A 13,355-nucleotide genomic window follows, 5' to 3' on the forward strand; every position below is an offset into this window, starting at 1 on the left:
CTTTCGTAAAATAGATTATTGTGAAAGAAGTCCAAGTACCTTTTCAAGCCCTGCAGGCATTTCGTCATTGGTTGCACGTACTTTTACGCCTAAAGAATATTCTTTTTCCACTTTAATTCCTGTGCTGGAAGTTCTTTTATACGATACATCCACTTTGAATTTTACAGGTCCCCATCCTCCGGAAACTCCGGCGTTGATTCCAAATTCATCACTTACATCTTTGGTGTATGTAGAATTAAGCTTAACATTAAAGTCAACTTCACAGGTTTCAATTCTGAAACTTGGAACATTCAGCAGTGCAATAAAAGGCACAGAAATTTCTACATCATTCGGAACCGTTTTAGGGTTGGTAGCACTTACTGGCTCATCTTCTTTAAAATCCGGATTCGGAATATTTTTTTTGTATTTGAATTCCGCCATTCTCAGTTTTTTAGGACTGGCAGCATTAGCAGGATCTGTAAGTTCAAACCCAACTTCATTGATGAAATTAACGGTAGCAATAGAGGCATTAGACTGTGCTTTTACACACGCATCCAAAGGTCCGCCAATAATGGTAGCAAAGTCAATACTTCCTAATTCTGCAGCAAAATCTGCACTGGCAGCATCTGAAGTTTTAAAAATTTCTTCATCGGCAGCAATTTTACCGGCAATCAGTTTCATAATTTCTGAAGAAGCACCAGAGAAAGATTTCTCCCACTTTGCATCGTAGTTCTTTTTGAAGTCTTCTACAATACCCAATAATTCTTTGTTCGTCAATGCACTCAATTCTGAAGTATCAATTCCTGATACTTTTTCATAGACTGCAGGAGTAAGTACTTTTTCAACTCCTGATAAAAGGTCGATTAACTCATTTTTTGTTTTTTTTACGTGGCTTGCTTCAAGCACCGATTTTAATGTTTCCATGTTGTTTTGTTTTTGATTAATATGGTGAGACAAAAGTAGATCACTGATGCCCAAAAGATTGTAGGGAAACACCTTTACTTACCCCGGAAAAACACCCTAAAACAAAAAGCCTGAACTTACGATTGTAAGCTCAGGCTTTTGTAACAGGTATATTTTGCTGATATATACAGCAGAATTTCTATTCTGGTTTTTTGCTATTGTTTTCCAGATTGATATCAGGAACTACCGAATTCGGATCCAGCTTTACCTCATCTATTTCCTTGTTAGAATCTACTTTGAATGTCCATTCTGTATTTCTTTTCCAAACTTCAACAGGAATTTTCACTGTTTGCGCCGTTCCGTCTTTGAATTTCAACTGTACGGTGGTAGGCATTGGCAACTGGCCAAGATTTTCAACTGTGATCTGAACTCCGTTTTTAAAGTCACCATTAATGTATTTTACATTTTTAACGGCCTGATCAATTTTCCATTTATTAAAGAACCATCCTCTCCAGAACCAGTTCAGCTCTTCTCCGGAAACGTTCTCCATCGTGTGGAAGAAATCCCATGGTGTAGGATGCTTGAATGCCCAACGGTCTATATAGGTTCTGAATGCTTTGTCAAATTTTTCAGGTCCGAGGATCGTTTCTCTTAAAACCTCTAATCCTGTTCCTGGTTTAAAGTAAGCCAACGCTCCGATGCTTCTTTCTTTCATATTATCCGGTCCTACCATTACAGGTTCCAGACTGTCGGTCAGCAGATAAGTTCCTGATCTTGCCAGATTCGGTTTACGATAATATTCTCCTTTATTGAAAGCTTCGGTGGAAAGTCCGTTTATAAATGTATTGAATCCTTCATCCATCCAGGCGAACAGTCTTTCATTAGATCCAACGATCATAGGAAACCAGTTGTGCCCAAACTCGTGGTCTGTAACACCCCAAAGATCTTCTCCTTTGGAATCCATATGACAGAATACAATTCCCGGGTATTCCATTCCGCCTTCATTTCCTGCTACATTGGTTGCTGCAGGATACGTGTATTCATACCATTTTTTTGAATAATGTTCTATAGCTGCTTTTGTATATTCTGTAGACCTTCCCCATGCTTTTTCACCTGCACTTTCTGCCGGATAAGCTGAAATAGCCAGAGATTTCTTTCCGCTAGGCAGATCAATTTTCGCTGCATCTAAAATAAATCCGGCAGATGATGCCCATGCAAAGTCTCTTGTTTGTTTAATTTTGAATTTCCAGGTTTTTGTTCCGGAAATTTTATTTTTACCAATCTCAGACTCAGGACGAATCATCACCGTTTTATCACTGTTTCTTGCTTGGTTCCATCTGTTGATTTCTTCTTTGCTGTAGACTTCCTTTTCATTCAGAAGTTCTCCGGATGCTACGACATAATGATTGGCCGGAACTGTAATATTGGCTGTAATATCCCCATATTCCAAATAAAACTCTGAAGCTCCAATGTACGGAAGTGTATTCCATCCCAGAACATCATCATATACACACATTCTTGGATACCATTGTGCGATGGTAAAAATTTTGCCATTTTTAGTATCCTGAATTCCCATTCTGTCTGAACCGTAGTCAGGAGAAACAAAAGAATATTCAATTTCTATTTTGGCAACCCCTCCATTAGCTTTGAGTTCCTGTGGAAGATCAATCTGCATTCTTGTATCGGTAATGGTATATTTCACCTCTCTTTTTCCGTCAAGCTTTACTGATTTAATCTTATACCCGCCATTAAACTCTTCACCATGAGCTCCGTTTCTGCTCCCCGAAAGCGGAACTACTCCGTTTCCTCTGGAATCTTTTGCAAAGAGGTTCTGATCCAGCTGCAGCCACAGAAAACCTAGTTTATCCGGGCTGTTGTTGGTATAAGTAATTTCCGCAGTACCTGTAATCTCTTTTTTATCTTCATTCAGGCTGACATTTAACTTATAATCTGCTGAATTCTGCCAATACGCATGTCCCGGTTGTCCGCTTGCAGAACGGGTTGCCGTACCTGTCTGCGGATAGAAAAACGGTTTGAATGCTTCTACATAATCATATTTCGGTTTTTCCTGTGCGTATGCAGAGCCTGAAAACAGCAACACTGCAACGGTGGAAACAAGAGTTGGAAGTTTAAAATTCATTTGAAAAATATTATTTACTGTATAGGTAAAAAAAACTCCCGGATTTGTTACACATCCGGGAGCTTTTTTAATATAAGTTTAATTAATTTGATTTTTTTGCTTTAATCATGGCTTCCAAAGCATCCCACATTTCACTCGGGATTGCTTCAAGCATATTAAATTCTCCGGCGCCCTGAAGCCATTCTCCACCATCAATGGTTACTACTTCACCATTCATATACGCGGAATAATCTGAAACCAGATAAGCTGCAAGATTGGCAAGCTCCTGATGTTCTCCTACTCTTCTCAACGGAACTTTTTTCTTCATATCAAACTTCTCCTGGAGATCTCCCGGAAGAAGTCTATCCCAGGCTCCTTTTGTAGGGAAAGGTCCCGGAGCAATCGCATTGAAGCGGATTCCATATTTTGCCCATTCTACAGCCAGTGATCTGGTCATCGCCAGAACTCCTGCTTTTGCACAGGCTGATGGTACTACATAAGCAGAACCTGTCCATGCATATGTTGTTACGATATTCAAAACAGTTCCCGGAGTTTTAGAATCTATCCAGTGCTTTCCTACAGAAAGTGTACAGTTTTTTGTTCCTTTTAAAACGATATCCAGAATAGAATCAAAAGCTGAGTGAGTCAGTTTTTCTGTTGGAGAAATAAAGTTTCCGGCAGCGTTATTCAATAAAATATCAATCTTTCCAAATTCTTTCAGGGTAGCTTCTTTCATTGCTTCCACCTCATCCCAGTTTCTTACATCACAAGCTACACAAAGTACTTTACCACCTGTTTCATCTTCCAGTTCCTTAGCTGTTGCCTGTAGCTTCTCCAGATTTCTGGAAGTAATCACTACTTTAGCGCCCAGTTCAAGAAAGTATTTCGTCATCGCTTTTCCAAGCCCGCTTCCGCCTCCTGTTACAATTGCTACTTTATCTTTCAGTGCACCTTCGCGCAGCATTGGTTGTGTATATAGACTCATAAATTATTTTTTCTTAAAAATAATAAATATTGAAATGCAATCCTTTAAAATAACCCGATAAATAATGCTACAAATAATTATTCTTTAGATTATTTTAAAAACAAATCAAATATTTGAAAAGAAAATAGCCTGATAATAATTACCAGGCTATTTTTTATTTGTTAAAACGATGCATTAAGAAGCTACTACTCCTTTGAAAGAAAGCGTCTTAGGAGTTTTGCTGTCACTTGTAGTAACGTTTACAGTCTTCATGAACGGACCTGCTGCCGCTGCGTTGTAGCTGGCTTCTACAAATCCTTTTTTTCCTGGCTGGATAGGCGTTTTTGTATAATCAGCTGTAGTACATCCGCAAGAAGGTGCTACATTCTGAATAATGATTGGTTTTGAACTTGTATTCGTAAATTCAAATCTGATCAATTTTGGTTTTCCCTGAGGAATATTTCCTACATCTATAGATTCTGATTTCCATTTAATAGCATCTGCAACCATTTTCACAATAGATGGAGCATCTGCAGTAAGAACATTCGCATAGAAAGGAGAGAATGCTAAAACAGCCAAAAGAGCTGTGATTTTTAATTTTTTCATGAGTATAAATTTTAATAGTTAGAAACTGATTATTTTCTTTCGATATAGCAAATGTAAAACAGACCGTGATTACAACTTGTTAACCGCTGTCAAACATTTGTTAATGAGTTGTTAATAATAAAAGATAAATAGATAATTTTGGATAATATTGTTTCAGGAAATGAAAATAAAAAAACTCAATATTATAATAACGCTGGGATTCGTAGCTATTATCGGAATTTTAATAGCTCAGCTTATGTGGACCCGGCAGGCTTATAATCTTGAAGATAAAAAATTTAATCAGAAGGTCAATATTGCCTTAATGGAAGTTGCGGAAAAGCTCTCCGGAGGAAAAACGTCCTATACTGAAAATCCTGTACAAAATATTGCCAATGATTATTATGTGGTTAATATTAATAATGAATTCCATCCTGTAGTTCTGGAATACTACCTGAAAACAGAATTTACCCGCTTCCAGATCAATACAGATTATGTATATGCATTATACAACTGCCACAGTGATAAAATGGTGTACGGAAAGTATATGACTTCGCATCAGGAAAGTCCCAGTAATAAAGTGATCAATTTCCCGAAGCACAAAAATCTGATCTATTATTTCTCTATACGTTTTCCGGATAAAACAACTTATCTGATCAGCTCATTGAGGTTCTGGTATCTTCTTACATTTGCCCTGATCATCATTCTTCTGGTGTATGTGTATTCTATTTACACCATTATTCAGCAAAAGAAATTTTCGGAGTTGCAGCGTGATTTTATCAATAATATGACTCACGAGTTTAAAACGCCCTTGTCTTCTATACTTTTGGCCTCAGAAGCTCTTAATAAACAAGATCTGGTGCAGGATAATACCAAACTGCAGACGTATACTTCTATTATCATCAATCAAAGTCATAAGCTCAACAATCACATTGAGAAAATACTGAATATTGCTAAAAATGATGCTGCAGGATTGTCATTAAAGCCTCAGAAAATACTGTTACTTCCTTTTATTCAGGAAATTGCAGACAGTATAGAGCACAAAAACAAAGACCTCAGCATCGAGATTGATATTGAAAACAGTACTTCAGTGATGGCTGATGAATTTCACTTTACGAATATCATTTACAACCTGTTGGATAATTCCATTAAATATTGTGAAACAAATCCTGTGATTAAAATTTCAGCTGATAAAGATTCAAAAGGCTTATATTTAAAGTTTAAAGACAACGGGATGGGGATTCCTGTTAAAAATATTCCTCATATTTTTGAAAAATTTTACAGGGTACACACCAAAAGAAGTGAAGAAGTGAATGGTTTTGGGCTGGGTTTATTTTATGTAAAAAAAGTAGTTCAGCAGCATCACTGGAAAATTTCTGTGGAGAATAATGAAGATAAAGGAATTACGACTACCCTATTTTTTCCCGTTTTCAAATAATCATGTGTAAGTATGGCGAAATCTAAAATTTTATATGCCGAAGATGACAAAACAATAGCTTTCCTGGTTGAGGATAGTCTTGAAAGTTATTATGATATCAGTTGCTATTCTGATGGCGAATCTGCATTGGAAGCATTTAACAGTCAAAATTTTGACATCTGCCTGCTGGATATTATGATGCCTGGCATGAACGGATTTGAAGTAGCCGAACATATCCGCAGTAAAAATTCTGAGATTCCTATTATTTTTATTTCCGCAAAAGCTTTAAAAGAAGACAGAATTAAAGGGCTTAAAATAGGTGCCGATGATTATTTGGTAAAACCCTTCAGTATTGAGGAATTGATGTTGAAAATTGAAGTATTCCTGAAGCGTACTAAAAAAACAGACACATCTCCTCAAAAATATAAGGTTGGGAAGTATGATTTTGATCCTAAAAACTATACGCTGCAAGGCCTGGAAAACAGCATTACTCTTACCCAGAGAGAATCTGATCTGCTTTTCTATTTTATCTGTCATAAGAACCTGGTTGTAAAAAGACAGGACATTTTAAAGGCAATCTGGGGCGATGATGACTACTTTATGGGGAGAAGTCTTGACGTATTTATTTCCCGATTGCGAAAAGTACTTGCCGAAGAGCGGAATGTTTTAATAGAAAATCTGCATGGAATAGGTTTTCGCTTTTCTGAAAAAGAATAAATAGTACCCGAATTTCTCTAAAACACAACAGCAAATGATGATTTTAATTAATTTTAAACTTTGAAAAATTGTCATTAATGAAAAATCACAAACCTATTGTTTTTCTTTCTCTAGTATTTTTAAGTGCAAACTTTCATGCTCAAAAATTTGAAAAATTAATACAATATGTCAACCCGCTGATCGGTACTGAAAAGATGGGCCATACTTATCCTGGAGCTACGGTTCCCTTTGGTGCAGTACAGCTAAGCCCTGAAACAGATACTATTTCTTATGAACTTAACGGAAAATACAATGGCGAGGTTTATAAATACTGCGCCGGCTACCGCTATGAAGATAAAACCATTGTGGGTTTCAGTTCTACACATTTCAGTGGAACGGGACATTCTGATCTCGGAGATTTTCTGATTATGCCTACTGTAGGAAAACTTCAATTGAATCCCGGAACAGCAACCAATCCTGAAAATGGTTACAGAAGCAGGTTTTCTCACCAAAATGAAACAGCAGAAGCAGGATATTACAAAGTAAAACTGGATGATCATAATATACTGGCAGAGCTTACAGCAACGCCAAGAGTGGGAATCCACCGCTATACTTTTCCAAAATCTGATCAGTCACATATTATTCTGGATCTGATGGCTGGTATTTATAATTACGACGGGAAAAATGTATGGACCTATGTGCGTGTGGAAAACGGAAATACCATCACAGGCTATCGTCAGACTAATGGCTGGGCAAGAACAAGAACGGTTTATTTTGCGATAAAGTTTTCAAAACCTTTTAAATCTTATGGGCAGAAAAATTATGATGAGAAGCAGGTTTACAAAGGATTTTGGAGGAAATTTGACCAGAATCAGAATTTCCCTGAGATTGCCGGAAAGAACCTGAAAATGTTTTTTGATTTTAACACCAACGAAAATGAAGCGATTGAAGTAAAACTTGCTATTTCTCCCGTAAGCCAGACCAATGCTCTGGAAAACCTCGAAAAAGAAGCAGGAAGTATGAATTTTGATCAGGCTAAGGCTCAAGCTCAAAGCAACTGGAATAAAGAACTGAACAAAATTGTCATCAAAGGTTCTGATACAGAGAAGACAAATTTTTATACGGCAATGTATCATACCTTTATCAATCCTACTACTTATATGGATGTGAATGGAGAATATAAAGGATTAGACCAAAATGTTCACAAGGCAGAAGGATTTACCAATTATACGACCTTCTCTTTATGGGATACTTACCGTACACTTCATCCATTTTTTAATATTATTCAGCCTAAACGGAACAGTAATATGGTAAAATCCATGATGGCTCATTATAATCATTTTTCTATGAAAATGCTGCCTATCTGGTCTCATTATGCCAACGACAACTGGTGTATGAGCGGCTATCACAGTGTAAGCGTTGTTGCAGATGCTATTATTAAAGGAAATTATGAAGGTGATCCTGAAGAAGCCTTAAAAGCATGTATAGAAACGGCCAACAAAAGAAATTATGAAGGTATTGGGCAATATATCGATCTTGGATATATTCCGGCTGAGAAAAACGGAACTTCAGTTTCCAATACACTGGAGTATGCCTATGATGACTGGGCCATTGCTCAGCTGGCAAAACATTTGAACAAAACAGAAATTTACAATCAGTTTATCAAGCGGTCTGAAAACTGGAAAAATAATTTTGACAAAACCATCGGATTTATGCGTCCACGTCTGGCAGATGGAAGTTTCAAAAAAGATTTTGATGTCTTAAGTACCCACGGACAAGGTTTTATTGAAGGAAACTCCTGGAACTACAGTTTCTTTGTTCCGCAAAATCCTGATGAATTGATCAACTTGATGGGCGGAAAGAAGAAATTTGCTTCAAAACTTGATGAACTGTTCACGATGCATTTACCAGATGAATTCTTTGCAGACACCGAAGATATTACCCGCGAAGGTATTATTGGAGGATATGTTCACGGAAATGAACCTGCTCACCATGTTGTTTATTTTTATAACTGGGCAGGACAGCCATGGAAAGCACAGGCACAAATCCGCCGTATTCTTGAAATGCAGTATAAAGCAACACCAGACGGACTGGGAGGAAATGATGATGCGGGGCAAATGAGTGCCTGGTATATCTTAAGCACATTAGGATTTTATCCTGTAGCTCCAGGATCGGAAGATTATTCAATAGGAAGTCCTGCGATTGATAACGCTGTACTGAATCTGGAAAACGGAAAAACGTTTGAAATTGAAGCTATTAATCAAAGTCCAAAAAATGTGTATGTTCAGAAAGTTCTTCTGAATGGAAAAGAGATCAAGAATTATACTTTGAAGCATTCTGAGATTATGAATGGCGGAAAGCTTACATTTTATATGGGAAGTAAAGCAAAGAAGTAAGAAGGCGAAGATTGAAATAATAAGTTTTGGCTAAAGCCAATGGAGGTATATAAAATAAGAGAGCGGGCTAAAGCCCGCTCCTATTGATTATTTTCCTGAACATTTTTCGTTGTATAGTTTGATCCCTTCCTTTTGATCCAGATCTTTTAATTTTTTTAATGCAGTACATGCAACGTCTGTTTTATTTTGAGCTATTGAAATTGAGGCTACATTATACAACGCTTCCGTATTTGTATTATCATCTTCATGAGCCTTATTGAAAAAGTAAACTGCATTATCAAATTTTTGACTGTTGATTGCTTTTAAACCTTTATTAAAATTTTCTGCAGACACAAACTTATCTTTTACTCTCACTACAGTTTTTTCATCTTTTTCAAAAGAAACTTTGCCAAAAAAAGCAATACTACCGGCATCACCATCTTCTAATTTAACCTTGAGATAGTATGGAATAATAATTTTTTCAAAGCTCTCAAAGCCTGTCAGATCCCATACTTTATAATCTTTTTCCAGCGTAGTTTTGAAAAATTCAATAGCTGCCTGATTATCTTTATTCTGCTTTTTAGAGTCAACTGTTACTTCAACCTTTTGTTTTTTAGGGAAAATTCTGATTTCTCCTACTGTCTCAAAATTCAGAGTATATTTCTTTTTTGAATAACTTTCAAGAATTTCAAAATTTATCCCCCTTTTCAATGATGGCATTGCGTTTCGGGAAGTAATTATAATCGAATCACCAGTTGCCTTATCCGTAAAATCTTTTAAAACCTCAGAGGTTTTTACAAACCACCTCTTTCTTATTTTATCAGGAAAAGTAATACCTTCTGGTTTTTCTATAACAATTAATGAATCGGATGTCAACTTTTCAATTTCATAAATTGGTTTATCAGCTACCCTTATTGCATTTTTTTCGATCTTAACATTCACACAACTTTTCCTCTCCGAATACCAAGGATCAATATATTCACAAAGGTTATTCCCATTAATTTTCCATACTAAAAAACTGGATGGTTTTTGGAACAAATCCCTGCTTCCATCCAACATGCTGGATTTTACACTTGTCCAGGATGAATTTGAAAGCAACTGTGTGTTGATTTGTGAACTAAGCTGTAATGAAACTGATAAAAATAAAATCAAAAAGAATTTATACATAGATATTGTAATTTTTTTTCTGCGCGAAACTACATAAATTTTAATTACCTGGAAATCTAAAAAAGTTCAAAAAAGTACTTAGCTCAATCGTTCGTCAATCTGTATAATCTGCGAACTTAATAAGTTTTAGCTAAAGCCAATGGATGATTTAAAATAAAAGAGCAGGCTAAAGCCCGCTCCTATTGAATTATCTTGACAATCTCTGGTTAATCTGAGACTATATTCTTCGATTATATCTTATTAATTTCTAGCTTCAAAAAGCAATCTTTCTCCAAACTTCTCTTCTGCAATTGTACCATTATCATACACCAGATGTCCATTGACAAATGTATGGGTAACTTTAGAATGGAAATTCATTCCTTCTAATGGACTCCAGCCGCATTTGTACAGTAAATTATCTTTGGAAACCGTCCAGTTTTCATTTAAATCAACTAAAACCAGATCTGCTTTATAACCTTCTCTCACGAAACCTCTTTTTTCAACTTTGAAAAGGATAGCAGGATTGTGAGACATTTTTTCAACGATTTTCTCAAGGGAGATTTTACCGTTTTTATAGTTTTCAAGCATCACAACTAATGAATGTTGTACCAAAGGAGCTCCTGAAGGACATTTTGTATATACATTATTCTTTTCTTCTGCAGTATGTGGAGCATGGTCTGTAGCGATAACATCAATTCTGTCATCTAACAATGCTTCCCAAAGAGCATCTTTATCATTTTGAGTTTTAACAGCCGGGTTCCATTTGATAAGTCCGCCTTTTGTTTCATAATCCTCATTAGTAAAAGTCAGGTGGTGTACACACACCTCAGCAGTGATCTTTTTATCTTTTAAAGGAATATCATTTCTGAAAAGTTCCATTTCCTTTGCTGTCGAAAGGTGGAAAACGTGAAGTCTGGCTCCTGTTTTTTCGGCAAGTTCAATAGCTTTGGAAGAAGAAATATAACATGCTTCTTCACTTCTGATCAAATGATGGAATTTTACAGGAATATCATCCCCATATTCATCCATGTATTTTTGAGTATTGGCTCTGATGGTGGCTTCATCTTCACAGTGCACAGCAATCAGCATTTGGGTATTGCTGAAAATATTTTCCAGGGTTTCCGGGTTATCCACCAACATATTTCCTGTAGATGAACCTAAGAATAGTTTGATTCCGGGAACATTTCTTGGATTTGTTTTTAAAACCTCCTCAAGATTATCATTGGTTCCTCCCATCATAAAACCATAGTTGGCATACGCTTTTTGGGAAGCTATCTCATATTTATCTGCTAACAGTTCCTGAGTAACAGCATTTGGTACTGTATTAGGCTGATCGATAAAGCTGGTTACTCCACCGGCTATAGCAGCTCTTGATTCACTTTCAATGTCTCCTTTATGTGTAAGTCCCGGATCACGGAAATGCACCTGATCATCAATCACACCCGGAAGAAGATACTTTCCTGAACCGTCAATAACCTGATCTGCTTCTTCAGAAATATCAGCAGCTATCCTGGAGATTAAGTCATTTTCTATTAGGATATCGCTTTCAAAGACTTTTCCTTCGTTGACGATATTTACGTTTTTTATAAGAACTTTCATTTCAATTTATTTCCCCGTAAAATTAAGATTTTATGTTTTAATTCACCCCAAAATCACCAAACGAATACTTAAAGTTTTACATTTGTAAAAAATTTCGACTTTGTATAAGAAACTATTAGGGCAGACAATCATCTATGGAGCGGGGGCTATAGCACCCAGAATTATTTTATTCATCCTGAATCCACTTTTGATCTATAAAATTCCCAATGAAGGTTTTGCGATTTTCACCCAGCTGTATGCGTGGATTTCTTTTGTTAATATCATTCTTTCCTTCGGTTTTGAAACTGCTTATTTCCGTTTTTCAGCGGAAGAGGATAATGAAAAAAGAACTTTCAATACTTCATTCTGGTTTTTGTTTTCAACGTCTACAGTTTTTCTTGCCTTGTGCTATTTGCTCAATCAGCCTATTGCAGATTATTTAGGTTATCATGATAATCCTGAATATATCAGGTGGTTTGCTTTGATTGCTTTTTTTGATAACTTACTTGTGATTCCATTTGCATGGCTTCGTTTTCATAATAAACCTATCAAATACTCAGCTGTAAGAGTCGTTCAGGCTATATTTCAGGCTGTTTTTACAGCGGCGTTATTCTTCTGGATTCCGGAAAACATATCCAAAAGTTTTGGCTTGGACCAAAATGTGGATTATCCATTCTTCAGTAATCTGGCAGGAAGTGCTTTAGGGGTTTTATTACTCCTTCCTATTATATTAAAAGTAAGGTTTCAGTTTGTGACCTCTTTGTTCGGACGTATGATCAAATATTCTTTTCCGCTCATGCTGGCTGGTCTGGCTTTTATGGTCAATGAAAACTTTGATAAATCCATCCAGAGAAATCACATTTCAGATGAAGAAGCTGGTGCTTATGGCGGCTGCTATAAACTGGCTGTACTGATGACCTTATTTGTCACGGCATACCGAATGGGTATTGAGCCTTTCTTTTTTAAACAAATGGATAAAGGTGATGCTAAAAAAACATATGCTAAAGTAGCAGAATACTTTTCCTTTTTTGCCTGTGCCGTAGCATTAGGAATTATCGCCAATATATCCTGGCTGAAAGAGGTTTTTATTCCCAACAAATCTTACTGGATCGCTATAGACATTATCCCTATTATTGTTATTGCCAATCTCTGCTTCGGAATATATTATAACTTTTCCACCTGGTATAAAGTAACGGACAGAACCAGTGTAGGAACTGTTATTTCGTGGCTTGGAGCAGGAATAAATATTGGCCTCAATCTTTTAGCCCTAACTTATTATCACAGTATGATCGGTTCTGCGTGGGCTACGTTCGGAGCCTATGTCATTATGATGATTGTATCCTATCTGCTGGGCCAGAAATACTATCCTATTCCTTACAGAATGAAGAAAATGTCTTTCTTTCTGATACTGCTTGGTGTTTTTAGCTTCATCATTGTAAAGTATCTCAACTATAATATTCTAACAAGTAATTTACTCTTTTTGACCTTTACCGGAATTTTGATTTATTCCGAAAAAAACCTGATTTTATCGAGAATCAGGAAGAATTAAACTTTGGTCTTTATTTTGCTTGTAAACAAACCTATTGTTAATTTAAA

Annotated in this window: 10 protein-coding genes; 4 read left to right on the top strand and 6 right to left on the bottom strand. The window is 36.3% G+C overall.

Going from position 1 to position 13,355, the window contains the following annotated elements:
• Positions 1-15: 15 nt before the first annotated feature.
• The 4 genes from ACLMCG_RS21870 to ACLMCG_RS21885 form a co-directional block, all read right to left on the bottom strand.
• The gene (locus ACLMCG_RS21870; RefSeq protein WP_413961252.1) at positions 16-903 is read right to left on the bottom strand and encodes a DUF2589 domain-containing protein; all 888 of its coding nucleotides are present in this window, start codon (positions 901-903) and stop codon (positions 16-18) included.
• A 178-nt stretch (positions 904-1,081) separates the two neighbouring features.
• Positions 1,082-3,022 (bottom strand): M1 family metallopeptidase, encoded by a 1,941-nt coding sequence (locus ACLMCG_RS21875; protein ID WP_413961253.1) that lies wholly within the window; start codon positions 3,020-3,022, stop codon positions 1,082-1,084.
• An 82-nt stretch (positions 3,023-3,104) separates the two neighbouring features.
• Complete coding sequence (locus ACLMCG_RS21880; protein ID WP_223601861.1) at positions 3,105-3,986, bottom strand: SDR family oxidoreductase; 882 nt, start codon at positions 3,984-3,986, stop codon at positions 3,105-3,107.
• Positions 3,987-4,160: 174 nt separating this feature from the next.
• On the bottom strand, positions 4,161-4,571 hold the full coding sequence (locus ACLMCG_RS21885) for a DUF1573 domain-containing protein (protein ID WP_034695742.1): 411 nt from the start codon (positions 4,569-4,571) through the stop codon (positions 4,161-4,163).
• Between the two features lie 160 nt (positions 4,572-4,731).
• Here ACLMCG_RS21885 and ACLMCG_RS21890 point away from each other — a divergent pair, with 160 nt between their 5' ends.
• From ACLMCG_RS21890 to ACLMCG_RS21900, 3 genes are all read left to right on the top strand, one after another.
• Entirely contained in the window at positions 4,732-5,985 is a 1,254-nt protein-coding gene (locus ACLMCG_RS21890) for a sensor histidine kinase (protein WP_413961254.1), read from the top strand.
• 12 nt (positions 5,986-5,997) lie between these two features.
• The gene (locus tag ACLMCG_RS21895; protein WP_413961255.1) at positions 5,998-6,681 is read left to right on the top strand and encodes a response regulator transcription factor; all 684 of its coding nucleotides are present in this window, start codon (positions 5,998-6,000) and stop codon (positions 6,679-6,681) included.
• A 77-nt stretch (positions 6,682-6,758) separates the two neighbouring features.
• Complete coding sequence (locus ACLMCG_RS21900; protein ID WP_413961256.1) at positions 6,759-9,056, top strand: GH92 family glycosyl hydrolase; 2,298 nt, start codon at positions 6,759-6,761, stop codon at positions 9,054-9,056.
• Between the two features lie 87 nt (positions 9,057-9,143).
• On the opposite strand, the gene ACLMCG_RS21905 is transcribed toward ACLMCG_RS21900, so the two are convergent.
• Positions 9,144-10,133: a tetratricopeptide repeat protein gene (locus tag ACLMCG_RS21905; RefSeq protein ID WP_413961257.1), complete on the bottom strand. Its 990-nt coding sequence runs from the start codon at positions 10,131-10,133 to the stop codon at positions 9,144-9,146.
• A 309-nt stretch (positions 10,134-10,442) separates the two neighbouring features.
• On the bottom strand, positions 10,443-11,780 hold the full coding sequence (locus tag ACLMCG_RS21910; protein WP_413961258.1) for a dihydroorotase: 1,338 nt from the start codon (positions 11,778-11,780) through the stop codon (positions 10,443-10,445).
• A 100-nt stretch (positions 11,781-11,880) separates the two neighbouring features.
• Here ACLMCG_RS21910 and ACLMCG_RS21915 point away from each other — a divergent pair, with 100 nt between their 5' ends.
• Complete coding sequence (locus ACLMCG_RS21915; RefSeq protein WP_223601867.1) at positions 11,881-13,308, top strand: oligosaccharide flippase family protein; 1,428 nt, start codon at positions 11,881-11,883, stop codon at positions 13,306-13,308.
• The last annotated feature ends 47 nt before the right edge of the window (positions 13,309-13,355 follow it).

It is taken from the genome of Chryseobacterium sp. S90 (assembly GCF_047444895.1).
In the GTDB taxonomy this organism is placed as follows: domain Bacteria; phylum Bacteroidota; class Bacteroidia; order Flavobacteriales; family Weeksellaceae; genus Chryseobacterium.

Bases quoted from the DNA above. Each gene is read 5' to 3' on its own strand.
- ACLMCG_RS21870 (WP_413961252.1), bottom strand. From the start codon at position 903: ATGGAAACATTAAAATCGGTGCTTGAAGCAAGCCACGTAAAAAAAACA.
- ACLMCG_RS21875 (WP_413961253.1), bottom strand. From the start codon at position 3,022: ATGAATTTTAAACTTCCAACTCTTGTTTCCACCGTTGCAGTGTTGCTG.
- ACLMCG_RS21880 (WP_223601861.1), bottom strand. From the start codon at position 3,986: ATGAGTCTATATACACAACCAATGCTGCGCGAAGGTGCACTGAAAGAT.
- ACLMCG_RS21885 (WP_034695742.1), bottom strand. From the start codon at position 4,571: ATGAAAAAATTAAAAATCACAGCTCTTTTGGCTGTTTTAGCATTCTCT.
- ACLMCG_RS21890 (WP_413961254.1), top strand. From the start codon at position 4,732: ATGAAAATAAAAAAACTCAATATTATAATAACGCTGGGATTCGTAGCT.
- ACLMCG_RS21895 (WP_413961255.1), top strand. From the start codon at position 5,998: ATGGCGAAATCTAAAATTTTATATGCCGAAGATGACAAAACAATAGCT.
- ACLMCG_RS21900 (WP_413961256.1), top strand. From the start codon at position 6,759: ATGAAAAATCACAAACCTATTGTTTTTCTTTCTCTAGTATTTTTAAGT.
- ACLMCG_RS21910 (WP_413961258.1), bottom strand. From the start codon at position 11,780: ATGAAAGTTCTTATAAAAAACGTAAATATCGTCAACGAAGGAAAAGTC.